The sequence below is a fragment of the Yaniella halotolerans DSM 15476 genome (assembly GCF_000420805.1).
In the GTDB taxonomy this organism is placed as follows: Bacteria; Actinomycetota; Actinomycetes; order Actinomycetales; family Micrococcaceae; genus Yaniella; species Yaniella halotolerans.
In genome coordinates this window covers 147,275-173,208 of record NZ_ATVQ01000003.1, presented here as the reverse complement: position 1 = coordinate 173,208, position 25,934 = coordinate 147,275, and the positions used below count along the sequence as shown (strand labels likewise).

At 57.4% G+C, this 25,934-nt stretch carries 27 protein-coding genes; 8 read left to right on the top strand and 19 right to left on the bottom strand.

The features are described from left to right. The first annotated feature begins 174 nt into the window (after positions 1–174). A complete protein-coding gene (locus G583_RS0110695; RefSeq protein WP_022871176.1) occupies positions 175–2,724 on the top strand; it encodes an ATP-dependent Clp protease ATP-binding subunit in 2,550 nt (849 codons plus the stop codon). Between the two features lie 77 nt (positions 2,725–2,801). On the opposite strand, the gene G583_RS0110690 is transcribed toward G583_RS0110695, so the two are convergent. The 17 genes from G583_RS0110690 to hemE all read right to left on the bottom strand — a co-directional run bounded on the left by G583_RS0110690 (position 2,802) and on the right by hemE (position 16,317). Continuing rightward, the gene (locus G583_RS0110690; RefSeq protein WP_022871175.1) at positions 2,802–3,590 is read right to left on the bottom strand and encodes a GvpL/GvpF family gas vesicle protein; all 789 of its coding nucleotides are present in this window, start codon (positions 3,588–3,590) and stop codon (positions 2,802–2,804) included. Next, the gene (locus G583_RS15645; protein ID WP_040895591.1) at positions 3,587–3,925 is read right to left on the bottom strand and encodes a gas vesicle protein K; all 339 of its coding nucleotides are present in this window, start codon (positions 3,923–3,925) and stop codon (positions 3,587–3,589) included. Before G583_RS15645 ends, G583_RS0110690 begins: the two co-directional genes overlap by 4 nt. Beyond that, a complete protein-coding gene (locus G583_RS16750) occupies positions 3,909–4,877 on the bottom strand; it encodes a gas vesicle protein (protein WP_022871173.1) in 969 nt (322 codons plus the stop codon). The genes G583_RS15645 and G583_RS16750 overlap by 17 nt, the downstream gene beginning before the upstream one ends. After that, positions 4,874–5,248: a gas vesicle protein gene (locus tag G583_RS17080; RefSeq protein WP_281162107.1), complete on the bottom strand. Its 375-nt coding sequence runs from the start codon at positions 5,246–5,248 to the stop codon at positions 4,874–4,876. Before G583_RS17080 ends, G583_RS16750 begins: the two co-directional genes overlap by 4 nt. Before the next feature lie 128 nt (positions 5,249–5,376). After that, entirely contained in the window at positions 5,377–5,814 is a 438-nt protein-coding gene (gene gvpO / locus G583_RS16640; RefSeq protein WP_022871171.1) for a gas vesicle protein GvpO, read from the bottom strand. A gap of 52 nt (positions 5,815–5,866) precedes the next feature. Continuing rightward, positions 5,867–6,115, bottom strand: a complete 249-nt coding sequence (locus tag G583_RS0110665) for a gas vesicle protein GvpG (RefSeq protein ID WP_022871170.1) — start codon at positions 6,113–6,115, stop codon at positions 5,867–5,869. Positions 6,116–6,126: 11 nt separating this feature from the next. Beyond that, a complete protein-coding gene (locus G583_RS0110660) occupies positions 6,127–6,900 on the bottom strand; it encodes a GvpL/GvpF family gas vesicle protein (protein ID WP_022871169.1) in 774 nt (257 codons plus the stop codon). Positions 6,901–6,905: 5 nt separating this feature from the next. Further along, complete coding sequence (gvpJ, locus tag G583_RS0110655; RefSeq protein ID WP_022871168.1) at positions 6,906–7,298, bottom strand: gas vesicle protein GvpJ; 393 nt, start codon at positions 7,296–7,298, stop codon at positions 6,906–6,908. 228 nt (positions 7,299–7,526) lie between these two features. After that, a complete protein-coding gene (locus G583_RS15630) occupies positions 7,527–7,892 on the bottom strand; it encodes a GntR family transcriptional regulator (RefSeq protein WP_022871166.1) in 366 nt (121 codons plus the stop codon). Continuing rightward, positions 7,889–8,833 carry a hypothetical protein gene (locus tag G583_RS0110640; RefSeq protein WP_169558787.1) on the bottom strand — a complete coding sequence of 315 codons (945 nt, stop codon included), beginning with the start codon at positions 8,831–8,833 and terminating at the stop codon, positions 7,889–7,891. Before G583_RS0110640 ends, G583_RS15630 begins: the two co-directional genes overlap by 4 nt. 123 nt (positions 8,834–8,956) lie before the next feature. Then, the gene (gene hemL, locus G583_RS0110635) at positions 8,957–10,255 is read right to left on the bottom strand and encodes a glutamate-1-semialdehyde 2,1-aminomutase (RefSeq protein WP_022871164.1); all 1,299 of its coding nucleotides are present in this window, start codon (positions 10,253–10,255) and stop codon (positions 8,957–8,959) included. A gap of 11 nt (positions 10,256–10,266) precedes the next feature. Continuing rightward, positions 10,267–11,235 carry a porphobilinogen synthase gene (gene hemB, locus G583_RS0110630; protein ID WP_022871163.1) on the bottom strand — a complete coding sequence of 323 codons (969 nt, stop codon included), beginning with the start codon at positions 11,233–11,235 and terminating at the stop codon, positions 10,267–10,269. Positions 11,236–11,253: 18 nt separating this feature from the next. Then, on the bottom strand, positions 11,254–12,000 hold the full coding sequence (locus G583_RS0110625; RefSeq protein WP_022871162.1) for a uroporphyrinogen-III synthase: 747 nt from the start codon (positions 11,998–12,000) through the stop codon (positions 11,254–11,256). Then, positions 11,997–13,001: a hydroxymethylbilane synthase gene (hemC, locus tag G583_RS0110620; RefSeq protein ID WP_022871161.1), complete on the bottom strand. Its 1,005-nt coding sequence runs from the start codon at positions 12,999–13,001 to the stop codon at positions 11,997–11,999. Before hemC ends, G583_RS0110625 begins: the two co-directional genes overlap by 4 nt. Continuing rightward, positions 13,001–13,711 carry a hydrogen peroxide-dependent heme synthase gene (gene hemQ, locus G583_RS0110615; protein ID WP_022871160.1) on the bottom strand — a complete coding sequence of 237 codons (711 nt, stop codon included), beginning with the start codon at positions 13,709–13,711 and terminating at the stop codon, positions 13,001–13,003. Before hemQ ends, hemC begins: the two co-directional genes overlap by 1 nt. 35 nt (positions 13,712–13,746) lie before the next feature. Continuing rightward, positions 13,747–15,189: a protoporphyrinogen/coproporphyrinogen oxidase gene (locus G583_RS15625; RefSeq protein ID WP_022871159.1), complete on the bottom strand. Its 1,443-nt coding sequence runs from the start codon at positions 15,187–15,189 to the stop codon at positions 13,747–13,749. Further along, on the bottom strand, positions 15,190–16,317 hold the full coding sequence (gene hemE, locus G583_RS0110605; RefSeq protein ID WP_022871158.1) for a uroporphyrinogen decarboxylase: 1,128 nt from the start codon (positions 16,315–16,317) through the stop codon (positions 15,190–15,192). A gap of 131 nt (positions 16,318–16,448) precedes the next feature. On the opposite strand from hemE, the gene G583_RS15620 reads away from it, so the two are divergent. From G583_RS15620 to G583_RS0110580, 5 genes are all read left to right on the top strand, one after another. Continuing rightward, a complete protein-coding gene (locus G583_RS15620) occupies positions 16,449–17,804 on the top strand; it encodes a glutamyl-tRNA reductase (protein WP_022871157.1) in 1,356 nt (451 codons plus the stop codon). Between the two features lie 49 nt (positions 17,805–17,853). Then, positions 17,854–18,513 carry a TetR/AcrR family transcriptional regulator gene (locus G583_RS16425; RefSeq protein WP_022871156.1) on the top strand — a complete coding sequence of 220 codons (660 nt, stop codon included), beginning with the start codon at positions 17,854–17,856 and terminating at the stop codon, positions 18,511–18,513. Between the two features lie 96 nt (positions 18,514–18,609). Continuing rightward, entirely contained in the window at positions 18,610–18,834 is a 225-nt protein-coding gene (locus tag G583_RS0110590) for a DUF3107 domain-containing protein (protein WP_022871155.1), read from the top strand. Between the two features lie 185 nt (positions 18,835–19,019). After that, positions 19,020–20,540, top strand: a complete 1,521-nt coding sequence (locus G583_RS15610) for a DEAD/DEAH box helicase (protein WP_022871154.1) — start codon at positions 19,020–19,022, stop codon at positions 20,538–20,540. Positions 20,541–20,543: 3 nt separating this feature from the next. Continuing rightward, positions 20,544–21,395, top strand: a complete 852-nt coding sequence (locus G583_RS0110580; RefSeq protein WP_022871153.1) for a DNA-methyltransferase — start codon at positions 20,544–20,546, stop codon at positions 21,393–21,395. Here the strand turns inward: G583_RS0110580 and G583_RS0110575 are convergent. Next, a complete protein-coding gene (locus tag G583_RS0110575) occupies positions 21,392–22,249 on the bottom strand; it encodes a PHP domain-containing protein (protein ID WP_022871152.1) in 858 nt (285 codons plus the stop codon). The two genes, G583_RS0110580 and G583_RS0110575, sit on opposite strands and share 4 nt — an antisense overlap. A 143-nt stretch (positions 22,250–22,392) precedes the next feature. On the opposite strand from G583_RS0110575, the gene G583_RS0110570 reads away from it, so the two are divergent. After that, positions 22,393–23,949 carry an aminopeptidase P family protein gene (locus G583_RS0110570; RefSeq protein ID WP_022871151.1) on the top strand — a complete coding sequence of 519 codons (1,557 nt, stop codon included), beginning with the start codon at positions 22,393–22,395 and terminating at the stop codon, positions 23,947–23,949. Here G583_RS0110570 and G583_RS0110565 read toward each other — a convergent pair. Beyond that, complete coding sequence (locus G583_RS0110565) at positions 23,946–24,668, bottom strand: general stress protein (protein ID WP_156832103.1); 723 nt, start codon at positions 24,666–24,668, stop codon at positions 23,946–23,948. The genes G583_RS0110570 and G583_RS0110565 overlap by 4 nt on opposite strands. A gap of 81 nt (positions 24,669–24,749) precedes the next feature. Between G583_RS0110565 and G583_RS0110560 the strand changes: the two genes are divergently transcribed. Continuing rightward, positions 24,750–25,928, top strand: coding sequence for an Mrp/NBP35 family ATP-binding protein (locus G583_RS0110560; RefSeq protein WP_022871149.1), 1,179 nt, complete (start codon positions 24,750–24,752; stop codon positions 25,926–25,928). The last annotated feature ends 6 nt before the right edge of the window (positions 25,929–25,934 follow it).

The window sequence follows — 25,934 nt, the reverse complement described above, 5'->3', positions numbered from 1 at the left end:
CCCGAGGTCGCTCAAGTCCCACCCCTAATCCCCCGGTTGAGTCAATGAGACTCAGGTTTCTTGCCAAAACCAACAGTTCTGGGAATAATCTCTACCTAAGACCTGTTACTTGAGTTAGATACACTCAACTTTTGATGCACTTCTTCATCGGAGTGCCCCAACTAGGAGGACATAATGCCTGCATTCTTCGGCCCCGCCGGTTCCAACGGCGACTCCTTCGATGAATTCCTCGCCCGCTATCTTCATGGACAGCGCGCTGGACGACAAGGAGGGCCCGTCGACCTGAACCGGCTGCTGAGTAAGCAGACCCACGACGTTGTCGCGACCGCAGCAAAATTCGCGGTAGAACGTGGTCAAACCGATGTCGATGCGCTCCATATTCTGCGCGTCATGCTCGACCAAGATCCTGCTGCCGCCGGGGTGCGCCAAGCAGGAGCAGACCCCCAAACCATTATCGATGCCCTCGATGAGCGTCTGCCAACCCCCGAAGACAATCAAGGTGAGGTAACAGCTTCACTCAACGCCTCGGCACAAAAGGTGCTGCTTGATGGCTACCAGGTGGCCCGTGCCTTCGGGTCAACCTATATCGATCCAGAACATGTGTTCTTTGCATTTGTGCTGAACCAGGAATCCCCTGCTGGATCACTGCTTGCGCACGCCGGTGTAACACCGCAGTCGCTGCAGGCTGGAGCACAAGAGGCACAGCTTGGCCACGCACACGACCAGGCCACTGATCAGGATGCATCCGAAGAATCGATGCTGGAGCAGTACGGACTGGACCTGACCGCTGAAGCACAAGCTGGTCGTCTCGACCCGGTCATCGGTCGTGAAGACGAGATCGAACAAACCGTCGAGGTCCTGGCTCGCCGCACCAAGAACAATCCGGTGTTGATTGGTGAAGCTGGTGTTGGCAAAACTGCCATCGCCGAAGGTCTGGCACAAGCCATCATTGACGGCAAGGTTCCAGCACAGCTGAAAGATCGTCGCATCGTGGCCCTGGATCTGCCGGGCATGGTGGCGGGCACGAAGTACCGCGGTGAATTCGAAGAGCGCCTAACCGGTGCGATCGCTGAGCTGACCGAAGACCAGAAAACGATCGTCTTCATCGACGAGCTGCACACCGTGGTCGGCGCTGGTGGTTCAGGCGAATCGGGTGGCATGGATGCCAGCAATATCCTGAAACCGCACTTGACCCGCGGTGATCTCCACATGGTGGGCGCCACGACGCTCAAAGAGTACCGCACCATCGAAAAGGATTCAGCGCTTGAACGCCGTTTCCAGCCGGTGACCATTGGCGAGCCTTCGATTGAGGACGCTGTGACCATTTTGGCCGGCCTTGCCGATCGGTACGCGGAACACCACCAGGTGACCTACACCACTGAGGCTTTGCGTGCCGCAGTCGAGCTCTCGAACCGGTACATCACCGACCGGTTCCTGCCCGATAAGGCGATCGATCTGATCGACCAGGCTGGAGCACGCCGCTCGTTGCAGCGCGGTCCAGACGCCGATGGCCCAGCGGTCGACGTCGAGGCACTGCGCTCAAAACTGGCCGAGTTGGAAGCTGACAAGAATGCCGCCGTCAATGCTGAAAATTACGAGCGCGCTGGCGAATTGCGTGACGAGGTTAACGAGGTCAGCGCCCAGTTGTCGGAGGCTGCTGCAAAACCGAACGTCACGTCCTCGGAGATCGATGAACATGCCATCGCTGAGATGGTTGCTCGCGCCACGGGTATTCCAGCCGCGCGGATGACCGAGGCGCAGAAGTCGCGCTTGGCACGTTTGGAAGACGAACTCCATGAACGCGTGATCGGCCAGGATGAGCCCGTCGCGGCAATTGCCAAATCCATTCGCCGGTCCCGTACCGGTATGGCTGACCCATCGCGTCCCGTTGGCAGCTTCTTATTCCTGGGCCCAACCGGTGTCGGGAAGACGGAGCTTGCCAAGTCGTTGGCGCATTCGCTCTTTGATGACGCGGATGCGATGGTCCGGTTCGATATGTCCGAATTTGGTGAACGCCACACGGTGTCTCGTCTGGTCGGTGCTCCTCCAGGCTATGTCGGCTATGACGAGGCAGGCCAGCTGACCGAACAGGTACGTCGTCGTCCATACTCGGTGATCCTGCTCGACGAGATCGAGAAGGCCCACCCGGATGTGTTCAACCTGTTACTGCAGGTGCTCGACGATGGACGCCTGACCGACGGCCAGGGTCGTACCGTGGACTTCCGCAATACCGTGTTGATCATGACCTCGAACCTTGGTTCTGAGTTTTTGTCATCGAGCGGCGCTCCGCTGGGCTTTGTGTCCGGTGATGCGGCAGCAAGCCAACGAGACATCAAGCAAAAGGTTATGGGGCGGGTGCGTGAGTTCATGCGTCCCGAGTTCTTGAACCGCATTGACGATACGTTGCTGTTCAACCCGCTCAGCACAGAGCAGCTGCGTGAGATTGTCGGGCTGCAGCTGCGTGATTCCGAGCAGCGTCTGGCGGATCAGGGCATTAGCCTGACCGTCAATGACGCCGCCAAGGATTGGATCGCTGAGGCCAGTTACGAGCCAGCCTACGGTGCCCGTCCGATGCGTCGGGTGATCCAGCGGCAGTTGGATGACAAGGTCGCCGACTTGCTGGTTGCCGAGTCCGTGGCCGAAGGCGATAATGTGCTGGTGACCGTGGCAGATGACGACCTGCGCGTCACCCCGGTCCAAGCTCAGAAACAACTGGTCGCCTAATAACGACCGCGCTAGGACCAGCTAGCGAATGCATCCGGGCGTCTGCTGAACTGTCAGCGGACGCCCGGATCCGTTCGTTACGGTGCTGAGCTGTCGACCTCTGACACATCAGCAAAAGAATAGGGTGGCCAGGGACCTGAATACCTGATCTGCACACCCGGTTGGCTGTCTCGGATGTCTGCTAGTTCAACACCCACTGAGTCCACGGTGAACCGGTGGACGAGTAGCGATACTGTGAGGACCCCGACGCTGCCGGGATTGCGGCCGGGTCGACTATTCTCAACGAGGTCTTCGGCCAGCGCGGCTAAGCGAGGCCGATAAGCTGTGTAGAGTTGGTCGGCAGCTCGCTCCGCAATCTCACGTGTACGTTCTTCAAAACGCTTGCGGTACAACCGTTGCACCCCGGCAGGCCGAGCTTCGGTTGTTTGGCGCATTTCAACAAGTTCTGGACTATTGGAAGCGACAACTGACTCATCGAGTGTGATCTCGACTCGTAGTTCTACCCGGTCGCGCAACTGTTCAAGATGTTCCGATGCGGTATCTGAGATTCCGGCAAGCCATTGCGTCAGCCGATTTTCAGCGGTTTCGCTCTCGCCTGGATTGACGATGACGTTAAAGCTCACAGGCAGGACTGTACCGGCTGCTTCCCACGCCGCGTCAACGACTTGACTATGCTCCAAGATCCAACGTTCGACGTGGGAGTCCGGCCCCTGGTACGGCTCGGTCTCACTAGCATGCACGACCGCAGCAACGCTCCCTCCTGCGACCACGCGTAGTCGCTCCGCGTCTATGCCGGTGCCAAGTTTGTTCTCGGTTTTGGCCTCTGCGGGGATTATGGCGTACACATACAGCCCGGCTTTGGTCACTGTGCGGACTTCCCTTCTGACGGTGAAGTTTGCGCGTCATCAGCCCAACGCGCTGGGTTTATCAGTTTGTCGACCACTTCGTCCACGACGTCATCGAGGCCGCGATGCAAATCCGTCACCGAGGCTGTGATGCCATGTTCGGCTTTAATTTCATCCATGGCCTCGTCAAGTTCCATGAGCGCTTCGCCCAGCCGGTTCTGTTCTTCTTCTGTCAGGTCGCCGCCTTCGAGTCGGCGAATCGCTTGGATCTCGAGTGCTTCCTGAATAACCTCGACTAAGGTCACAACGAGAGTCAGGACGCCGTGTTTCAGACTTTTCTCATCGACTTCCAACATGGGATTCCTTTTCTGCAACAGTCTGCTGCGCAGTCTTGTTGGCCAAGAGCTGGCGCCACTGTTCCGCATTCGACAAGGCAAGATGCAAAGAACCGTGCTCCGTAACAAGATGCAATGCCAGCCGTCGCCCGGCCGATGTACTCATATGTAGTGTGTGGGCTCCTGTGATCTCAGCTCTTGAGAGATTCACTGCGGGCCTGACATCATTCGGTGCCTTCCATGTGAGCCGTTGAGCGTCCAGCGTCAACGTGCCACCACGCCAGAGGGTCCCCTGGGCCCGAGTTTCCCGATACCACGCATGCTCTTCCATTTTTGATGGCGTCCCGACCTCCGACTGGTCATCCCTCGACGTGGAAAGCCTAATCTCGGGGCGTTGTTGTTTAATCATGTCGCAGATACGAGCCGGGGCAACCGCCGAGAGAGTCGTAGCATCACCACTGTTGGTGTTCACCAGGAATCGTGTGCGTACTTCTGAGCCTATGGTTTGCTCATCGAATAAGCTCAGCGCGGTGATATCGTCCAGCGTGCTTTCCCAGAGGACTTCCTTTGGGTCGCGTCGATATGCCACGAGCCGTTGATTTGTGACGAAGATACTGCCTGGACGCCAAGTGTCACTGAATCCCTGCTGAAAATGCCCACCAGCCATTTTGGCGATGACTTCTTCACCGTCTTGCAGCGGAAAATGCCGGGCCACTGATTGTTGTACCCAAGCGCGTGTTTTTTCGTCCCAGTCACGCATCATGCCATATTCAAGCATTGTTTCCATCCCGGCGATGGTAGCTCGGAGGTTGATTCCGATCAGTGGTATATCTGCTACTGCAATGATCAGATCAAGGTTCAGGTAGGTTCCCTTATCCAACAGAACGGTGATGAGATCTGGCAGCGTCACTTCTGGGTTACGCGTCGGTTCCATCGGCCCCGATGAGGTGAGGGCGCCGGATAGTTCTGTCATGACCGCTCCTCGCTGGCTTCGTCGAGTTCTGGGTCTTCTTGGGTGCCTTCTGTCGCCTTCGGTGTGCTGTCCGAGGAGTTTTGTAGCGCTTGGGCCGATTGCCAACCGCACCAGGGGCAGAAATCATTGAGTAATTTAGTCACCGGCGATGTTTTCCCGCAGTTTGGGCAGCTTTCTTTCGCCTCAATGGCGTCTTGCCAGGCGACGGTTTCGGTGTTCGTGCCAGCAGGGAACTCGAGACCGTACCGAGCGGCGGTTTCAAAAGAGGCAAGCGCAGCTCGGATTCGTATGCCTAGCAGCTCCACACCGGCGACAGAGACCATGATGTCTGCGTTGAGCACCAACCCTTTGTCCAAAAGAGTTTCTACCACGTGCATTAGGGTGCCTTCGCGGCTTCTTTCCGGCTCCATACCGCCGCTGCTTCCGCTCCGTGCAACCGTCATCTCATGCTGCCTTCCTGTGTTCTTCCGTCGGCTGTTTCCCTCAATGGTGATGTTTTCTATTCATCTCGGGTACGACCGCGGAAGTACCTCGCACCACGAGCATATCCAGCCAGTTCACCGCTGCCATCGATATCCACATCGTATTCAGCCATGATGTCTGCCGTGTCTGGGATTCGCGCGGACTCGATTACTTCGACGGTCACGCGCCAACCGCTGCCACGAGGTTCAACCCCGGTGACAGACTCTGGGGTTCTCGTCGTCAGTTCTTGTAGCTGTTTAAGAGCTGCCGCTGCAGCCTTTCGTGCTGAGAGTTGGGGCTTGACTGGTTTCCGCTTTTTCGCGCTCGTCGACGAACGCTCTGTTGACTCGGCTGACCGTTCGGCGCTTTTTCGTTGCGGCCGTTTCTGTGTTGTACTTTCACGTTCATTTGATGAGCTTGGTCGCCGTTGACGGGTCGTTTTCTCATCTGATTCATGGGCTTGTTGCTCAGTCATAGTCTGTTACCTACTCATCTCCAAGCGGTGTAGTGCTGGTCCCAGTTACTGCTTACTTGTCTCGGCGTGGTCTTCGGTTTGAAACCATGAGCCGTTGGACCAATTCTTTTTCCATCTCTCGAGCTTCTTCATCCGAGAGCTGTCCCTGCCTACGAGCTTGTGCCACTTCTTCCAGCTGACGCCGTATCGCACCGGGATCGTAGTATTGTCGTTCAGCTTCGTCTTGAATTTTTTCTGCGACCCAGACCGTACCTTTGATGGGTGCAAAGGGTGCCATGAATATCCCAGATAGCAGTCCCATGAACTTGCTCCTTACTCGTCACCTACGAAGTCGTAGGGCGCTTGCGGTCCTAACAGCTGGAAATCGATCCGGCTATGCAATTGAGAGGCAACGTCTTCTAGCGCCTCTTCAAATATGGTGATGTTTTGATGTGCAACGAGTACAGCCAGTTCAACGACGTCTTCTACTTGGCCGACGTCACGCTCTTTTACATCTTCTGCGGTGGGGTGCACGGCGTCGAAGATCTGATCTGCATGTTCCGGGCGGATCCGATCGAATGCCTGTACGATCTGTTCGCCCAGTTGAATACGTTCTTGGCGCGTTTCATCTTCAGTAGTCCCGGCGATGATTTCACGCAAGCGCGCTACTGATGAATTCTCTTCCACCAGATCCGTAAGTACTTCGTCGCGTAAATAGCGGGCACGAACAGTAAATTGAACGGTACCTTCGAGTCGTTGCAGAGCCGCCAGGTGATCGTCCTGATGCACTTCAAGCACGGTTTCTACCATGTCGGTTTCCGAGGGCGCGACCGTTCCAAATGCCATCGGTAAGACTGCAGTGTGCGAACCAATGACATCAAGCACTGAAGTGTGGGCGAGGAGATTATCGGGGGTGCCAATTTCATCGTCTGAATCGAGACTCGTCACAACGGCAGCGAGGGGACCATACATGATGGCCTCCACGCTCCGTTCCTCCACACCGAGAAGCTCAGGTGGCAGGTCGGCTTCTGCCGCGACGATCCCATAGACATACAGCGGACCTATATCCCGCTGCTCAGTCATCTGAGAAGGATCTGTTTCTGTCATATTGGTTACTCGCTCGATTGTTTCTCACGTTTAGGCGCTGGCTTCTTCTCTTGGTCATCATCGTCTGGAGTTAAGGCGTCCTTGACTCCTTCGACGGCACCGCCAATTTTGCCTTTCGAACCGCTTTCGGTCATGCCTTCCATTAATTCAGTGAGGTCTTTACCACCCTGTTGGGTGAGGTCAAGGCGATTGGTTGCCTCAGCAAATCGAAGATACGTATCCACACTGGCGATGACAATTCGGGCATCGATCGTCAGAATTTCAATACCAACGAGCGAGACGCGAATGTATGCATCGATGACTAGTCCTTTATCCAGAATCAGTTCAACTACATCGGCGAGCGAACTGGAGGATGGTCGATCGACGTAACTTCCTTGGGATCGTGTAGTCGTTGTCATGGTGTCTGCTTTTCACATTTGGTGTCCTGGCTGACCTAACATTCCGATCGGCTGCGTTTAGTTTGTTTCCGCGTACTGGTGGATCGGGTGGACTTGGAACCGCTGCCAGATTTCGAGCCGCTCGAAGAACGCTTGCTAGTTGAGCGAGTGGATTTCGAACCGCCGCTGGATTTAGAACTGCGCGCTCAACAATACAAAGATTCGAGCTGAAGCTAGGCTCCCACCGCCCTAACGACGTCCCAGAGCTTGATCAACATAATTCATTATGTCCCGAACGCTGAAACCCTGTGCGCGCATCTTTGTGATGTACTCATCAGTGAGCTGCTGTGCTTGAGTCTTTGGATCGCCCGAAACTTGCGGCGCCACGACGGTGCCATTGCGTCCGCGTGAGACCAAGTACCCCTCGGACACCAGTTCCTTATACGCACGGGCTACAGTACCGGGGGCCAGGGCAAGGTCTGCGGCAAGACGCCGGACCGCTGGGAGTCTCGTCTCAGCTGCAAGTTGCCCCGTGGTGATCTGTTCAATCAGCTGTCGTCTGAGTTGCTCGAATGGAGGGAGTTCAGCGTTGGGGTCGACGACCAAAGTTTTCATGAGTCCACCCCGTGAGGCCACAGTTGCCGTTGCTCATAGCCACGACGAGCCCCACTGAGCCATGCCTTCAGCGGCCCAGCGCTAAGCACTCCGAAAAGCGCACCAAAAACCAGCAGGGAGACGATGCTAAGCACCATCGTTGCCTGCTCGTGATCGCGGTAGAAACCATCGGTGGTGAGCGCGACGCCGATGAACAACAGCCAGAACAATAGCGCGGCAGCGGCAACAACGATGATTAAGTTGGCGACTTGTCGCAGACTATCGGCGCGTTCGGCGTCATCCCAAGCGAGTTCAAGGTCAGTTTCACTTCGCGCCGGGGCATCGAGCACTTTTCGTAGCGCATACATCGACATAGCCCACGCGAGCAACGCTAAAACGGTGACAGTCGAAGCGGTGACAAAAGCTCCAGATCGCTGGTCCTCGGGCAGTTGCAGCAGGATCACGATGCCGGCTGCTGCGCCCGCTACCAGGGTCGCTGGAACCACCCAGAGACCAAAACGTTCCCCGCGTGTCAGATAATCGGAAAATTGTACTGACCGCACCCGGGCAACGACTGGACGGTGGATGTGTTCGGTGGGACGGTGCGAAATGATGGCCCAAGCCCCACCAAGGGCTGTCCCCATGGCTGCTACGAACAGCACCAGGAACCCGACGGCGCCGTCGTCATTGTCGAAAAAGATGATGTAGATCAGCGTGGCGACCACGATGCCGATGGTGCCCCCGCTTGCCATCCCTCGCTGACGGCGACGAATACGTTCCGCCACGGGAAGCATGAGGTGCTCGGGCAAAGGCAACCCAACTTGTACAGCATGTTGGTTGAGCTTGGAGCGTTCTGGGTTCCGTTTTCCACCATCAGTCAGTGAGGTTGCCGGTAAAACGAAACACACCAGGGCAATGACGATCCATATTGCGATGTTCATGGAGACCTCTTTTTGTATCAATACGTTTAGTGTACTAATACAAAATTGTGGACGTCAACACCTTCGATGGATCAGTGTGGAAATCAACACAAAACATCCGCTGGAGATCGAGGTGATCTCCAGCGGATGTCTCGCGCGAGAAGCCTAGGCTGTCGCGGCAGCTGCTGCTTTGGCGGCAGCCGGTAGTGCGTCAGCGATGGTGTTCATGGCTGCGTCATCGTGAGCGGCCGAAACAAACCAGGCTTCGAATACTGACGGTGCCAGATAGACCCCGGCATCGAGCATGGCGTGGAAGAAAGGACCGTAGCGGAACGCTTCTTGCGCTTGGATGTCCTCATAGTTGGTGACACCTGATTCGGCGGTACCGAAGGCGATGGAGAACAGGGAGCCTGCCGACTGGATTGAGTGGTTGACCCCTTCGGCGTTCAATGCTTCGGCGACCATGTTTTGCAGCTGCGTTGAGCGCTGTGCGATGGTTGCATAGGCCTCATCGGTCGCGTTGGACAGGGTGGCATAGCCGGCTGCCATGGCGATCGGGTTCCCCGACAGCGTGCCGGCCTGATAGACCGGGCCCAGCGGTGCAAGTTGGTCCATGACCGCTGCGGTTCCTGCGACCGAAGCGACCGGTAGTCCCCCACCGATGACCTTGCCGAAGGTGAACAGATCTGGTGCCCAGTCGGCGTTTTCGATTCCCCAGCCACCGGTTTTGGTGGCGCGGAAGCCGGTGAGGACTTCGTCCATGATGAATACGGCTCCGTGCTGGGTGGTGATGTCGCGCAGGAATGTGTTGAAGCCCGGTTTTGGCTGCACGACGCCCATGTTGGCCGGGGCGGATTCGGTGATGATACCGGCGATCTGGTCGGGGTATTTTTCAAACGCTTGTTTGACCGCGTCTTCGTCGTTATATGGCAGCACGAGGGTTTGGCTGGTAATCGCTTCGGGAACGCCGGCGGAGTCTGGCAGCGCGTGGGTTGCAAGTCCGGATCCTGCTGCGGCCAGTAGACCGTCAGAGTGACCGTGGTAGCAACCTGCAAACTTGATGATGAGGTTTCGTCCGGTGGCGCCGCGAGCCAACCGGATTGCGGTCATAGTGGCTTCGGTTCCGGTTGAGACAAAGCGAACGCGCTCTACCGGCATGATGTCGGCGATCAATTCGGCCAGGCGCGCTTCGCCGGGCACTGAGGTTCCAAACGATAGTCCGTCGTCGACTGCTGTATGGACGGCTTCCACGACTGCCGGGTGGTTGTGGCCCAGCAGCATCGGGCCCCACGAGCCGACGAGGTCGACATAGTTCTTGCCTTCGATATCGGTGAGATAAGGGCCGCGAGCTTTGACCATGGCGGCTGGGGTGCCTCCCACGGAACCGAATCCACGGACCGGGGAATTTACCCCGCCGGGAATGATGGCGCGGGCGGCGTCAAATACTTCTTGGTTTGTGGTCACTGCTTGATCTCCTAGGCGAGTAGACGTGCGGCTTCGGTAGCGTAATAGGTCAAAATGTTTTGGGCACCAGCACGGCGGATGGCGGTCAGGGATTCCAGCATGGCTGGTTCACGTTCAATCCAACCATTGGCGGCAGCAGCTTCGATCATCGCGTACTCTCCGGAGATTTGGTAAGCGGCAACCGGTACCGGAGACATGTTGGCGACGTCGCGCAGGATATCCAGGTAGGACATGGCAGGTTTGACCATGACCATATCGGCGCCTTCCTGGATGTCGAGTTCGGTTTCTAAAATGGCTTCGGTGCGGTTTGCCGAGTCCATTTGGTAGGTTTTGCGGTCGCCGGTTAGTGCGGAATCGACGGCTTCGCGGAACGGCCCGTAAAACGCCGAGGCGTATTTGGCCGAGTAGGCAAGGATCGCAACGTTGATGTGGCCTGCGGCGTCCAAGGCTTCGCGAATGACTTCGACCTGGCCGTCCATCATGCCGGAGGGTGACACCACGTGGGCGCCGGCTTCAGCCTGTGCGACCGCCAGTTGGGCATAAATCGCATTGGTGGCGTCATTGTCCACGTTGCCGGCGTCATCGAGCACGCCACAGTGTCCGTGGTCGGTGAATTCGTCCAGGCAGGTATCAGCCATGACGACCATGTCGTTGCCAACTTCGGCCACTACTTCGCGCAGGGCCACGTTCAGGATGCCGTTGGGGTCTATGCCTGCGGTCCCCTGGGCATCGAGCGTTTCTGGTACGCCGAAGAGCATGATGCCGCCCACGCCCGCCACGGCTGCATCGCGTGCCGCAGCTTTTAGTGAATCGAGGCTGTGCTGCTGCACGCCCGGCATTGAGGAAATGTCGATGGGCTGTTCGGCGCCTTCTTTAACGAATACCGGCAAGATCAGGTCAGCTGGGGCGAGTCGATTCTGGGCCACCAGGTTGCGCATCGGGCCGGATTGGCGCAGACGACGAGGGCGATGAGTGAACATGAAGTCCTTTCGAGATTGCTACTCAAGTGTATCGACGACGGCGGCGATGCCAGCGGCGTCAGGGGATGTGGCCGTGGCTGCCAAGCTAATTCCGGTTTCGTAGGCGGCTCGCCGCGTTGGCTGACCGATCGCAATGACGGCCTGGACCGGCACTGCGCTGGTTGCCCAACGCCGAGCCGCGCTCGGTGCAGTGAGCACGACGACGTCGTGGGTATTCAGGTCTGTTGGTTCCAAGATACCGGACTGTGCGGGCATGAGGGCAAGGTCGGCCTGCGCCGGGTAGTCGACCGTGTGGTAGGCGGCGACGTGGGTGACGTGCCAGCCACGCTGGGTGAGCCCGGCTCGCATGGCGTCGCCGGCCGCAGCGCCCTGTGGAAGGGCAAGTGTGCCGGGGCCGGTCGGAAATTGTTCAAGGATGCCGGCTGCTGAGGCGTCGTTTTTCGGCATCCAGGGTGTTCGACGGGCCCCGAAATCATGGAGTACTCGTGCGGTTCCAGGGCCGGTAACCGCGATGGTCGTGTGATGTTCGGTTACGGCTGGTTCCCAACCGCGGGCCACGAGAGCCCGAATGGTGTTGGGGCTGGTCAATAGGAGCGTGTTCCAGGTCCCAGCGTGGAGGCCGGCTACCAGTTCATCAAGCGCTTCGGTGTCTTGGGGATATTGGAAATCCGTGAGTGGTAAGAACCCGATGTGGTGGCCCAACTGCTGCAGGCCGGCCTCAATACGGCCGGCCTGAGCAGGTTGACGGGTCAGAATGATTCTCATCGAGTGCCGCGTGGCGGTCCAGCGCCCAGCAAGTCGGCGCCATCGGCGATCAACATGTTGGCCACTTCGACGCCCAGCGCGTAGGCGGTCTCGCGGGTTGCGTCGGTGACGGCCTCGACCTCGATGCTCGTGGAGGCTTCGCGTCGCATGGTTTTGCTACCGTCCATGGCGGTGACGATCGCGTCCATGTGCAATGTGCCGTTGCTGTACCTGGCTAAGCCGCCCAGTGGTGCTGCGCAACCGGCCTCTAAGGTTTCTAGCAGTGCGCGCTCGGCTGTGGCTTCCAACCGTGCACCGGCCTGTTCAAGATTGTCCAGAGCAGCTGCCAACGGTGCGTCCAGAGCATGCTCGGCAGAGACTTCGACGGCCAGCGATCCTTGCCCGGGTGCGGGCAACATGCTGGCCGAATCGATGCGCTCGGTGATGGCCCACTGGAGTTCGAGACGATCGAGTCCGGCACAAGCCAATACGACGGCGTCGAGGTCGCCTTTGGGCGAGCCCGCTGCCGCAGGCGCATTATCGTGATGCTGTTCGTAACCAGCCACGCGTGCTAGCCGGGTATGCACGTTGCCGCGAATATCGACCAGTTCAAGATCGGGACGGAGCGCCAAAAGTTGGCCGACACGTCGTGGTGAACCGGTTCCGATTCGGGCACCGGTGGGTAGCGTCTCAAGCGTCCAACCGTTCGATGCGCACAGTGCGTCGCGGACATCTGCCCGTTCGGGAATGGCCGCAATACGCAGCTCGGGTGGCTGTTTGGCCGGGAGGTCTTTGAGCGAATGCACCGCCATATCGACTTCCTGGTTGATCACAGCCTGGCGCAGCGCGGTGGCAAACACGCCGGTACCGCCCAGGTTGGCCAGCGACCCGGTGGTGACGTCACCCTTGGTTGTAATGATTACCTGTTCGAATACGGCGTCCTCGCTCGACATCGCATCTGCCGCCCATTGGGTTTGGGTGGTGGCAAGTGCGGAACCGCGGGTTCCAATACGGTAGGCCATTAGGCCAACACTCCTGCAACTTCGTCGATTTCAATGTAGCGACCGGTGTAGAACGGTACTTCTTCGCGCACGTAGTGGCGGGTTTCGTTATTGCGTAGCGAGCGCATCATATCGACCAACAAGTCGAGGCGCGGCGACTCCAGGCCGAGCAGCCATTCCCAGTCGTTAAGGCCGAAGGCCGAGACGGTGTTGGCCCAAACGTCCGGGAATTCTTGACCGAGCTGACCGTGGCCACGCAGCAGGCGGGCGCGCTCCTTGGGATCGAGCGTATACCAGTCATACGAACGGACGAACGGGTAGAAGCAGAGCCATTTGCGCGGCTTGCGACCTTCGGTAAAGGCCGGGACGTGCTCCGGATTGAATTCTGCCATGCGATCTGCACCCATCGCGGTGAACACCATGGTCGTGGTTGAGAACAGTCCTGTGCGACGTACCTGACGGATAGCGTCCTGCAGCGCTTCTGGGGATTTGGACCACATCCACACCATAATGTCAGCTTCGGCACGCATGCCGGAGACGTCGTAGAGTCCGCGGACCGTCACGCCGTTGGACTGCAGAGTTTCGACCAGAGTGGCGAACTCTTGATTGTCATCAGTGATGTCTGCATCGGACTTGGCAGGCGCGTCGTTCTTGCGGGCAAATACGGTGTAGGTGGTAAACCAGCTCGTGGCAGACTCTTGGCCTTGCACGACTTTGGTTGATTCAGTCACTTCTGCTCCTTGTGATTTTCTACAGGCTGTAGAAATTACTGTAGTGGATTAAAACTTAATGCTAAAGAGTGGTGGGCGATAGCTGCGAGCCCCGTTCCGGCAAACCATGCACCGGTCAGGTGCAACCCGTCGATATCTTGGACGGCTTCTTGGAGCCCTGCGATTCGGCGGGAGTTTTCCGGTGTTGTCAGCGGCATCGAAGTGCGCCAACGAATAATTGCAACCTGGGCCAGGTTATCGCCGATGTCTTCTTCGGCAACGTCGAACATCCTGGACAGGTCCTTCCGCGCCAGCCGCAGGAGTTCTTGCTCTGCGGTGTCATGGCCGGGCGCCGATCCGTCAGCCGAGTCGGTGACTCTGCCGTAGCTCAATCGCACAATATGCCGGTGCTTCTTCAGTTCCTGGGCGTCGTCACGGGCCCATTGCCATTTTGCTGTGACGTGGGTGGCAGCCTTGGCTGCGACGTCAGTGACGTTTGGTGACACCAGGATGCCGGTGCCGCGCGGCTGCGCATCCAGCGCGTTACAGTCCACCGCCATAATGACCAGTGCGACGCCCGCGCCAAGTGCTGGTTGCGCCGGAAGTTCGGCACGCTGCGGCAGTGCAGTGCTGGTGGCAAGCAAGTCGTGAACGGTTGGAGCATCTACGGCCAAGACGATGTGGTCGCCTTGAACACGCTGCCGTGTTTCGGTGACGACGGTGCGGGTTTCCATATCCAACGCAATAGCTTTAGCCCCATATTCGAGTTGACCGCGCGCCTGCACGAAAGTAACTAATGCGTTGACGAGTTGTTGCATGCCCCCGCGCACGGATTTCACAGCGGCACCGGGTGGCGCTGCCGCTCTCAGGTCCGCGATGGCCTTGGCGACCGAACCTTGCTCGATGGCTTTATCGACGAGACCCGGAGCGATTTTGTCGATATCGACGTCATAGGGGTCGGCAGAGTGCACACCGGCCACCACCGGGGCAACGAGCCGCTCAACGACGACGGGGCCAAAGCGGTCGGCCACTAGCTCGCCGACGGTAATGGCTGCACCGGCGGCACGTCGTTTGGCCCAGAGATCCATGGGGGTGTGCAGATCTTGAGCGGCTCGAGCAGCCCCGTCCACACCCAGCGCTGCAACGACCTCTTGTGCCGTTGGATCCCCGGGGATGCCCCACATACCCACCCGCGGGGCGGGGACCGCACCGACATCGGGCAGGTACATCCAGGACCCGGCAGGATTTGGGGTCACGATGTCGTCGGCGAGTCCAAGATCTTTGAGGAGCTCGTCGAGCACGGTGGAACGTGCAGCGTAGGCTTCTGCTCCGGCATCAACCGCAAGCACCCCTTCGGGCAGCTCCAGGTGTTCTGCTTGCACGGCTCCGCCAGGCCGTCCGCTGGCTTCCAGGACAGTCACAGTATGGCCGGCCTTGATCGCAGAGTATCCGGCGATCAGACCGGCCATTCCGGCACCGACTATGACAACGTGGGTCATTTAGTAGTCGATGGAGTGGATGAGTTCGACCAGGCGCGTCAGCACGGTTGGATCCGTGGTCGGTGGCACCCCGTGACCCAAGTTCAGTACATGACCGGGGGCCTTGGCGCCCTGGGCGATGACTTCACGGACGTGGGTTTCGAGAACGTCCCAGTCTGCATCCAACAGGGCGGGGTCAATGTTGCCCTGTAGGACGACGTTGGTTCGACCATCAGGACCAGGCGTATTGCCCAGGCGGCGGTTGGCTTCGTCCAACCGGAGTCGGTAGTCGACGCCCACCACGGTTGCGCCGGTGTCGCGCATGAGATCGAGGATTTCTCCTGTCCCGGTGCCAAAGTGAATCAGTGGCACCCCGTTGTCGCCGGTCAGATCTTCGATGTGTTCCAAGGCTTGCTGTGAATACGGCATGACCTTGTCTAAGTAATTGGTGCGAGACAGCGAGCCCGCCCAGGAATCAAAGAGTTGGGCAGCGGAAGCACCCGCCATGATCTGAGCGCGCAGGAACCGTCCGGAGGCTTCGGCTGTCCACGACATCAAACGGTCCCAAGACTCAGGGTCGTTGTACATCATGGTGCGAGGTCCAAGGTGATCCCGGGACGGGCGGCCCTCGACCATGTACGCCGCAACGGTATAGGGTGCACCCGCGAACCCGATCAGTGGGCGTGGTCCGAGTTCCGCAACGGTCAATTTCACGGCTTCAGTGATCGGCTCGAACATTTCATCGGTGATCTCCGGGAGATTCGCGATGTCCTGGGGTGTCCGGATTGGCGCGTCCAAGACTGGTCCAACGCCGGGCTGAATTTCCACACCCACACCCGCAAGTTTGAGCGGAATGACAATGTCGGAGAAGAAAATTGCAGCGTCAACGTCATGGCGACGCACCGGTTGCAGTGTAATTTCCGATGCCATTTCTGGAATGAGGCACGAATCGAGCATGGTGGTGCCTTCGCGTAGCTTGCGATATTCCGGCAGGGATCGTCCGGCTTGGCGCATAAACCAGACCGGTCGACGATCTGGCACCTCGCCTCGATAACCTTTAATGAGGGCTGACTGGGCAGTAGACTGTGCCGAGTCTTCAGTTCTGAGCGGGTGATTGGCCGGCAGTACCGGAGAAAACTCTTGGTTCATGCCTGCCTATTATTCCAGCATCTACTCATCAATTCCTGCACGTTTCCCCAAAAGCCCCTCTGTACCTCCAACAGCGAAACCTGCCAGGGCATTTTGATCCGGTCTTCAAATTTCGTACGATAGGACGCATTGTGGTGATGTTTTCATTAGTCGCTGCGCACACCTGGTTAGACCTCGAGACGGTGGCGCAACTTGCTAGCGGCGCCTCAGAGGTCTCAGAATCGCTCTCGTCCGACACAGTCTCCGGTCTCGTAACCCTGTCGACGTGCAACCGGCTAGAACTCTATGCTGAGGCCGGCACCTCAGATGTTGAACAAGCAGCCGATGAAATCCTGCATGCCATTGCTCACAGCGCAGGCCTCTCCTATGAGGACGTTGCTGCCGCATTTCGTCTCCACCGCAATGATGCTGCCGTACGACACCTCTTCGAAGTCGGCTCAGGCCTCAAATCAGCTGTTGTAGGCGAACGCGAGATCGCCGGGCAGGTACGCCGCGCTTTAGCCGATGCACGCGAAGCTGGCCACAGCACCGGCTCACTCACAAAACTTTTTGAATCCGCCAGCCGTACCGCCAAAGATATTGGTGCGCAGACAGCGCTGGGTTCAACTGGTCGTTCAATTGTTTCAGTAGCCCTGGACTTGGCGACCGAACTCCGGGCCGGCACCTCAGTAGTTGGGGCACGCCGGTTCTGGGAAGACGCCAACATTTTGATGGTGGGCACCGGTGCCTACGCTGGCACGACGTTGGCCCAGCTCGAAGCTCGCGGCGCCAAGAATGTGGCAGTGCATTCCTCATCTGGTCGCGCAGAACAATTCGTAGCCGATCGTGGCGGTTGGGCCATGGCATTAGGCGGCTCCGAAGTTGAGGGTGCCTTTGCTGAAGCTGACGTCCTGATTGGTGTTTCCGGTGGCGAACGCACTGTCAGCGCAGATCAACTGGCAGCACTTCGCGAGGGAACGCCCAATCGACTCACCGTGCTCGACCTGGCCCTGACACATGACTTCGATCCGGCCATTGGTGATCTGCCTGCTGTCGACCTGATCACCCTGGAATCTGTGAAGATGGCGGCGCCAACCGAGCAGCAAGCATCCATCACGCAGGCACAACAGCTGGTAGATTCTGCCGTCGATGACTATTTGACCGCCAAGCGCGAACGGAATGCCGCCGATGCCATCGTGACCCTGCGCAGCCACACCATGGCGGTCCTCGAAGAAGAAATGCAACGAGTCCGGGATCGACACGGATGCACCGCTGCGGCAGAAGAAGTTCAGCTTGCCATGCGTCGCATGGTGCGTCAGATGCTCCACGAACCGACTGTTCGCGCACGTCAAGCAGCCGCCGACGGTACGCTCGAAGAGTACGAAGCCGCGCTCGAGACGGTTTTTGGTCTCAACGTCGAAGAGTCCGCACCACGACGCAACAGCGACCGCTCCGAACCTACCGTCGAAACACTCGATGCCACAGCCGTTCGTCAACGGACCGCATAACCTGCCGCATACGGCAACGTAGAAGAGCCAATCCCGAACGGAGTGCTGCATGCCAAAGAGCAAAAAATCAGCAACTCGCATGACCAGGGAACAACGTCGCGCCCAGCTTATTGAAGTTGCTCTAGATATCTTCGCCCAGCACGGTTATGCGCACACCACCATGGATGAAGTTGCGCTGCACGCTTCTGTCTCAAAACCGGTGTTGTACCAACACTTCCATAATAAGCGTGACCTGTATTTCACGCTGCTTGACGTGGAATTTGATGCGCTACGAGATGCCATTACTTCGCGGATGAAGGCTGTGGACCCAGATGCCGAAGACGCGGATGAACAGCAGGTTTACCAAGCTGTCTACGGTGTCTTTGAATTTACGTCGGATCCACGTGGCCTCTACCGTTTGATCCTGGATACGACCATGGATAATCCGGCAGAGCTTGAAGATCGTAAGAAACAGTTCCTCGAAGAGCTCGTAGAGTTCATCTCACCGTATCTGCTCGATAATTCGATCTTGAGTCCAACAAGTTCCGAATTTATCGCCGGGGGTATTGCCTCGGTGGTCATTTACATGGCCGTTCGTTGGGCAGAACACTATGTCGGCGAAGAGTCGGGTGGCGAACGCCTCCCGCTGGAAGCTGCAGTAGAAGATACGTTTCGCTTCGTCGCACACGGCGCTATCGGATTTGATCTGTCCAATAATCCATCAGCGTAGTGATGACGCCCCTCAACCAATCACCCAATAATCTCATCTAAGCTGAGTGGTGGAACTGAAGCTACCACTCATTGTTTTTCTAGGAGGACTAGAACCGTGGAAATTCGTATTGGCATCCAGAACGTCGCTCGTGAAATCGCGTTTGAAACCGACATGTCCAAAGACGACGTTACCGAAAAAGTCCGTGCCGCAGTCAACGACGGCACCAACCTCGAACTGACTGACAACAAGGGCGGCACCGTTGTTGTGCCAGCTGGTGTGCTCGGTTATGTCGAAATTGGCGATGCTAGTGCACGCCGTGTTGGTTTCGTAGCTGGCTAACCGACACCAACTCTGTTTTAACAAGGTAGACTTGGATGCTGGTCCACATGTTTGGATCCCCTGACTTACACTGAAGGATGACCGGTCGTACGTGAATGCGTATCTGTTGCTTTTGACTTATCCACGATCGGCTCCGTAGGCACACCTCTTGTGCTGAACATCGATCATTAAGGAATTACTCGATAGTGACAAATACTCACAACGAAACGTTTGCAGACTTTAACTTAAGCCCCAGTATCGTTGAGGCGCTGGCAGACCAAGGTATTGAGCAGCCGTTTCCCATCCAGTCCATGACGTTGCCCATCGCACTTGATGGCCAAGACATCATCGGACAAGCAAAAACCGGTACCGGAAAAACCCTGGGCTTCGGACTACCCGTGCTGCAGCACATCGTCGGCCCAGACGATGCAGGATACGACCAGTTAGCATCACCGGGTGCACCACAGGCACTGATCGTGGCACCAACACGTGAACTAGCAGTCCAAGTCTCCAAAGACTTAGAAAATGCCGCCAAAAAATTGTCGGTACGGATCGGGTCCATCTATGGTGGCCGTGCCTACGAACCACAAATCGCAGAACTCCAACGCGGCGTCGATGTGATTGTTGGTACACCCGGTCGACTCATCGACCTCATGAAGCAGCGTTACCTCAACCTGAACCAGGTCAAAACCATCGTCTTGGACGAAGCCGATGAGATGTTAGATCTGGGCTTCTTGCCAGACGTCGAGACGCTGCTGCAGGCCCTGCCTGAAAAACGTCAGACCATGCTCTTCTCGGCAACCATGCCGGGAGCTGTGATCAATATGGCTCGTCGCTATATGGTGCAGCCGACCCATATCTCAGCCTCTGATCCCGAGGATGATTCGCTGGTCAAACGCGATATTCGTCAGCTGGTCTACCGTGCTCACCACATGGATAAAGACGAGCTGTTGGCCCGTGCCCTGCAGGCACGTGGCCGCGGACTGACCATCATCTTCACCCGCACCAAGCGTACTGCCGCGCGGGTGGCCGAGGAACTCGAGCGTCGCGGCTTCGCAGCCGGTGCCCTCCACGGTGACCTCGGACAAGGCGCTCGCGAACAAGCGCTCCGCGCGTTTAGAAATGGCAAAATTGATGTGCTCGTAGCCACCGATGTGGCTGCCCGCGGGATCGATGTGGAAGCAGTAACGCACGTGTTCAACTTCCAAGCACCCGACGATGAAAAAACCTACCTCCACCGTGTTGGCCGTACCGGTCGCGCTGGACTCACCGGCATTGCCGTGACCCTGGTGGATTGGGAAGACATGCCACGTTGGAAGCTGATTGCTCAGGCCCTGGAAATTGAGCAAGTTGAGCCAATCGAAACGTATTCAGCTTCACCACACCTGTATGAAGACCTGGATATCCCAGAAGGCACAAAGGGCCGATTGCCGAAAGCTCAGCGTACCCGCGAAGGTCTGGACTCCGAACATACTGAAGAGCTCGGTGGACCAGATAAACGCGGCCGCAAGCAGTCGTCACGCGGACGTCAACGCTCAGGTAAAGGCGGCAATCGCGGTGGCGGACAAGGTCGGCAGCGTCAGCGTACCCGCTCAGGCAAACCAGCAGCCGAGAAGCAAGGTGACGACCAGCAGTCCAACCAGCAGCCACGCCGCCGTCGCAACCGCACCCGTCGTCGCAACGGTCAGGTTGTTAGCCGCAATGACAAAGGTGAGTCGACGAACTAACCCATGACCACGATATTCTCGGGTGCAAATAAGATTATCCAGGCCGACAACCTTGAGTTCTTAGCGTCGGTACCGGATGAATCGGTCACCATGATTTATGTTGACCCACCGTTCAACACCGGGCGTACACAGGAGCGGACGTCTACCAAGACCATTCGAGTCGCCCACGGCGAGGGCGACCGGGTGGGGTTTGGTGGACACTCATACGAAACGCTGCGCGGCGCGCTTGCTTCCTATGATGATGCGTTCACGAACTATTGGGACTTTTTAGAGCCCCGAATCGAACACGCCTGGCGTCTCCTCGCCGAAGACGGCACACTGTATTTGCACTTGGACTATCGCGAGGTCCACTACGCCAAGGTCATGCTAGATATGATCTTTGGCCGAGAACACTTCCTCAACGAAATCATCTGGGCGTATGACTATGGAGGCCGATCACGCAGTCGCTGGCCGGCCAAACACGACACCATCCTTGTGTATGTGAAAGACCCCAAAAAGTATTGGTTCGATTCAAACGAGGTTGATCGGGAACCGTATATGGCCCCGGGTTTAGTCACCAAGGAAAAACGCGAACGCGGTAAGCTGCCCACCGATGTGTGGTGGCATACCATCGTGTCTCCCACCGGCAAAGAAAAAACGGGCTATCCAACGCAGAAACCCGTTGGTTTGGTCCGGCGTATGGTTGCTGCCTCATCGCGTCCCGGAGACTGGGTTTTTGATTTCTTTGCCGGTTCCGGCACGTTAGGCGCTGCCGCAACACAACTCGGCAGAAACTATGTCCTGGTCGATCAGAACCCACAAGCCATCGACGTGATGAGCAAGCGACTCCCCCAGGCCGAAGTTTTCAGGGCTTAGTTACCGTTCCAAAGCACTTTGAAATCCGAGGTAGCTTGGGCCTCAATAGCCTCCACTATGTGGCGTGGCGTGGTGTTCTCCCCGAGTTTATTCGACTTCCCTGCCCCGTGATAGTCCGATGATCCCGTCACCAGCAAATTATGCTCGTCAGCAAACTCTCGTAACCAGGCCTTCCCGCTACCGCTGTTATCACGGTGCTCAATTTCCACCCCGGCTAACCCGGCATCGAGCATGTCATAGAACACCTGTTCGGAAACCACCCTGCCACGAACCTTCGCCGCAGGATGAGCAAAGACGGGCACACCCCCGGCAGCGCGGATCAGCTCAACTCCCAGCACCGGATCTGGCGCATAGTGTGGCACATAGTATTTTGAGCCGCCGCGTAAAATCGAGTCAAAAGCAGCAGATCTATTGGGCACGGCACCAACCTTGACTAACGCATCAGCCAGGTGGGGGCGGCCGATGGTGGCCTCGACTGTGGTCTGTTGTTTCACCAGTTCCCAAGTAATCGGGTAATCCTGGGCTAACAGTTCGGTCATGCGTTTAGCACGGGTATATCTGGCGTTGCGTGACTTCGCTATTTCGGCGAGAAGATCAATATTAGTGGGATCATGCAAATATGACAGCACATGGACGGCCACCCCGTTCTCGGACACGGTGGATAATTCCATGCCACGTATCAGGGCAATACCGTGCTGCGCTGCGGCCGCTTCGGCGGGTTCCCAGCCGGCTGTTGTGTCATGATCCGTCAGTGCCACGCCCAAGAGACCAGTCTGCGCAGCCGACTCAACAACCTCTGTCGGCGAGGTCGTGCCATCCGAAAAACGCGAATGAGTGTGCATGTCGAAAGCCATAATTTGCCAGTCTACTAGGCGGTCTGTGATTCTGGGATACTCGCTCTGCTCGGCACCCCACCAGCGCGTCGGCTCTCCACAAGCTTGTCGCGAATTTAGTGATTGTTTATAGACTCCCAAATCAATCGTGGCAGGATATGAGTATGACTCAACCATCTGATGCTTCACATAACCCTGCCCAGGAACAACCGTTACAAGACCGCGTCGAGAATCGGTCCCACCGACCATCTTCAGATGCGTTCAAAGCCTTCATGGGCTCACAATGGCAAGAAGTAGAAGCAATCGACTTCCAGCCCGATGCAGCTGCTCCCTATGCGGCGCAGCGTCGTGCCGCCGTATCACGCCAATTCCCTACGGATCGTCTGGTCATTCCAGCTGGCGCGCCTAAAGTGCGTTCCAATGACACTGACTATCGTTTCCGTCCGCATTCAGCATTTGCGCATCTAACGGGCCTTGGCGTCGACCACGAGCCGGAAGCGGTCCTCGTGATGCAACCGGTAGCCGAGGGCTCCGGGGACGACGGTAGTAACCACGAAGCAACGTTGTTCTTCCGCCCGCTAGCCGGCCGTGATTCCGAAGAGTTTTATTCCAACACCAAAACCGGTGAATTTTGGGTTGGGCCGGTCCCCACGCTTAAGGAGCTCAATCAGCGCACCGGTCTGCCCACCAAAGATCTCACCGAGTTGGAATATGCGGTGACGGTTGATGCTGGGGTTGTGGAAATCGGTGGCACGCGGATTCGTTTGGTTCGCGAAACCGATCAGAATATGGATGCACTGGTTGATACTTCACGGATTAATACCGGGGTCGATCTGGAAATCTCGGATGCCCTGGACGGCGAACTTGCGGAATTCCTTTCAGAGCTCCGTCTTATTAAAGATGAGCACGAGATCGCCGAAATGTGCGGATCCGTCGAGTCAACCATCCGTGGTTTCGAAGACATCGTGCGTGCTATCCCCCAGGCCACCAAACATGACCGTGGTGAACGCGTCATCGAAACCGCGTTCTTTGCTCGTGCCCGCCTGGAAGGAAACGATCTCGGCTACGACACCATCGCGGCCGCCGGCAATAACGCCACGGTCTTGCACTGGATCCGTAATACCGGTCAGGTCAAAGAGGGCGATCTGGTGCTGGTCGATGCTGGCGTTGAAGCGGATTCACTCTACACCGCCGACATCACTCGCACACTGCCGGTCAGTGGCACATTCACTGAGATACAGGCGAAGATTTACAACGCGGTCCTGGAAGCAGCAGATGCAGCTCTGGCAGCGGCAAAGCCAGGGGTACTCTTCCGTGATATTCACCTGACCGCCATGGAAGTATTGGCTCAACATTTATCCGACTGGGGCATTTTGCCCGTATCGGTAGAGGAAGCGCTCTCGGCTGAAGGTCAGCAACATCGGCGATGGATGCCACACGGCACGTCACACCATCTGGGTTTGGATGTCCACGATTGTGCTCAGGCTCGTCGGGAAATGTACCTCGATGCGCCGCTGCGTCCCGGGATGATTTTCACGATCGAACCTGGTCTGTACTTCAAGAACGAGGACCTGGCGATTCCGGCCGAATTCCGTGGCATCGGTGTCCGCATTGAAGACGATATCTTAGTCACCCAAGACGGTGCAGAGTCCCTGTCAGCACACCTGCCACGCACCGTCCAGGAGATTGAGTCCTGGATGGCGCAAGTGTGGAACTCCTAGCGCTGCTCTGAGGAATCCTGTTCTGCACGCTCCGGATCCTCGTTGGGTTCCTGTTCTGCAGACTCGTCGACCCGCACTCCAAACTGTGGGCGGCCATCCGGCAAATCTGGGATACCCCGTGAGGATTCGGTGTCGTTCGACTCGGCTGGTTCTTGCACCGATGTGGACGAGTCTACGGAAGGTTGTGCCGGTGGCTGGGCTGGCGACTCGGCCGCAGGTGGTGGCGTTGGAGCTTGACCCTTAGGCTGGGAGCCCAACGCCGAAGTCACCTCGCTTGCAACGGCGTTATCGACCACGATGTCGTAGGAGACAGCGGACATTGACGGAATAACCGCGTATTTGAGTTGTTTGCGACGCATGACCTCACCGATCACGCCGAACAGCACCCAGATCACGGCACCCATGACCACAGTAGAGCCCAACGTCATGGTCATGTCTTGCCCGCCAGACATCATGCTGATCAGTAAGCCGATGAACAAACCAAAGAAGGCGCCTTGCAGCGCACCTCGACCTGCGACTGCGGCGTAGCTTGGCCGGTGACGCAATCGATAGACCGAACGTAGATCACGTCCTACGATAGAAAGAAACCGCGGATCGACGCCAGCTCCTACCGCCTTATCTATCGCAGCCATCGCTGCTTCATAGGACGGGTAGTTGCCGACCAGCTGTCCTTGCGGCAGTGGCGACCCAATTTGTGCTCCAGGACCAATCATACTCATAGCTCCATTTTCTACCCTGTGGCCCAGACTTTCCACCACACCACTCACTTTGAGCTGTGAGCAAGGAGAATACTGACGACTATGACCACCACCGACCTCTACCCCACAGGTCTTCTCGCTCCGGACGTAGTACCTGAGTCAGAAGGACAGATCGCGGCCTGGCGCGCGCTGGCCACGGTTATCGACCCTGAAATCCGGCAGCCCATCACAACACTGGGCATGGTCTCGGCTGTCGAGTTCTCCGAAACCGATGACGTTACGGTGGTCATTCGGTTGACGATCGCCGGCTGTCCTATGCAAGATACGATTCATTACGACGTTGCCAAAACCCTTAGCCGTGTCACGGATGGCGAGGTCAGTGTTCGACTTACTTCGATGACGCCGGAACAGCGCGTTGAGCTCCAGGAAAATCTGACGGCAAATCGTCCGAGAAATCCTTTCGGTAAAGAGTCGCTGACCAAAATCTATGCTGTCGCGTCCGGCAAGGGCGGGGTCGGCAAATCGACCATCACTGCAAATCTGGCGGTTGGGCTCGCCGATCAGGGGCTGTCGGTTGGGCTTATTGATGCGGATATTCACGGTTTTTCGATACCCGGTCTACTCGGCATTACGACGAAACCAACCAAGGTCCAAGACTTGATCATGCCGCCGGTTGCATACGGGGTAAAGGTCATGTCCATCGGCATGTTCTTGGACACCGATCAGCCGGTGGCCTGGCGTGGACCCATGCTGCACAGGGCGTTAGAGCAGTTTGTCACCGATGTGTACTGGGGTGATCTTGATGTCCTTCTGATTGATCTGCCGCCGGGTACCGGTGATATTGCTATTTCGACGGCTCAGCTGCTCCCCAATGCGGAGCTCTTAGTCATCACGACTCCGGAGCACACTGCAGCTCAGGTGGCTGCTCGAGCAGGTCAGTTGTCGACGCAAACTGATCAGCCGGTTTCTGGTGTTATTGAAAACATGGGACCAATGCAGCTGCCCGATGGCACGACCATCGAGGTGTTTGGTTCGGGCGGCGGTCAAGCGGTAAGCCAGCGTCTGACCCACGTCTTGGAGCAAGACGTTCCCTTACTGGGATCCATCCCTCTTGATCCAGTTCTGCGGTCCGATAGTGAGCAGGGCACGCCCACCATTGTGACCTCACCTGCCTCGGGCGCAGGCCAGGCACTTGGTGACATTGTCGCAAAGCTGGCTAGCACGCCGCGCGGATTATCCGGCCGAAAATTACCGGTTACCCCTCGCCATTCAACATCTTAACAGAGC

Bases quoted from the DNA above. Each gene is read 5' to 3' on its own strand.
- gvpO (WP_022871171.1), bottom strand. From the start codon at position 5,814: ATGACTGAGCAACAAGCCCATGAATCAGATGAGAAAACGACCCGTCAA.
- G583_RS15645 (WP_040895591.1), bottom strand. From the start codon at position 3,925: ATGTTGGAAGTCGATGAGAAAAGTCTGAAACACGGCGTCCTGACTCTC.
- G583_RS0110570 (WP_022871151.1), top strand. From the start codon at position 22,393: ATGACTCAACCATCTGATGCTTCACATAACCCTGCCCAGGAACAACCG.
- G583_RS16425 (WP_022871156.1), top strand. From the start codon at position 17,854: ATGCCAAAGAGCAAAAAATCAGCAACTCGCATGACCAGGGAACAACGT.
- G583_RS0110665 (WP_022871170.1), bottom strand. From the start codon at position 6,115: ATGGGACTGCTATCTGGGATATTCATGGCACCCTTTGCACCCATCAAA.
- G583_RS0110660 (WP_022871169.1), bottom strand. From the start codon at position 6,900: ATGACAGAAACAGATCCTTCTCAGATGACTGAGCAGCGGGATATAGGT.
- hemC (WP_022871161.1), bottom strand. From the start codon at position 13,001: ATGGCCTACCGTATTGGAACCCGCGGTTCCGCACTTGCCACCACCCAA.
- G583_RS0110580 (WP_022871153.1), top strand. From the start codon at position 20,544: ATGACCACGATATTCTCGGGTGCAAATAAGATTATCCAGGCCGACAAC.
- G583_RS15625 (WP_022871159.1), bottom strand. From the start codon at position 15,189: ATGACCCACGTTGTCATAGTCGGTGCCGGAATGGCCGGTCTGATCGCC.
- G583_RS0110565 (WP_156832103.1), bottom strand. From the start codon at position 24,668: ATGAGTATGATTGGTCCTGGAGCACAAATTGGGTCGCCACTGCCGCAA.
- G583_RS15630 (WP_022871166.1), bottom strand. From the start codon at position 7,892: ATGAAAACTTTGGTCGTCGACCCCAACGCTGAACTCCCTCCATTCGAG.
- gvpJ (WP_022871168.1), bottom strand. From the start codon at position 7,298: ATGACAACGACTACACGATCCCAAGGAAGTTACGTCGATCGACCATCC.
- G583_RS0110695 (WP_022871176.1), top strand. From the start codon at position 175: ATGCCTGCATTCTTCGGCCCCGCCGGTTCCAACGGCGACTCCTTCGAT.
- hemB (WP_022871163.1), bottom strand. From the start codon at position 11,235: ATGTTCACTCATCGCCCTCGTCGTCTGCGCCAATCCGGCCCGATGCGC.
- hemE (WP_022871158.1), bottom strand. From the start codon at position 16,317: ATGAACCAAGAGTTTTCTCCGGTACTGCCGGCCAATCACCCGCTCAGA.
- G583_RS0110575 (WP_022871152.1), bottom strand. From the start codon at position 22,249: ATGGCTTTCGACATGCACACTCATTCGCGTTTTTCGGATGGCACGACC.
- G583_RS0110560 (WP_022871149.1), top strand. From the start codon at position 24,750: ATGACCACCACCGACCTCTACCCCACAGGTCTTCTCGCTCCGGACGTA.
- G583_RS16750 (WP_022871173.1), bottom strand. From the start codon at position 4,877: ATGACAGAACTATCCGGCGCCCTCACCTCATCGGGGCCGATGGAACCG.
- G583_RS0110625 (WP_022871162.1), bottom strand. From the start codon at position 12,000: ATGAGAATCATTCTGACCCGTCAACCTGCTCAGGCCGGCCGTATTGAG.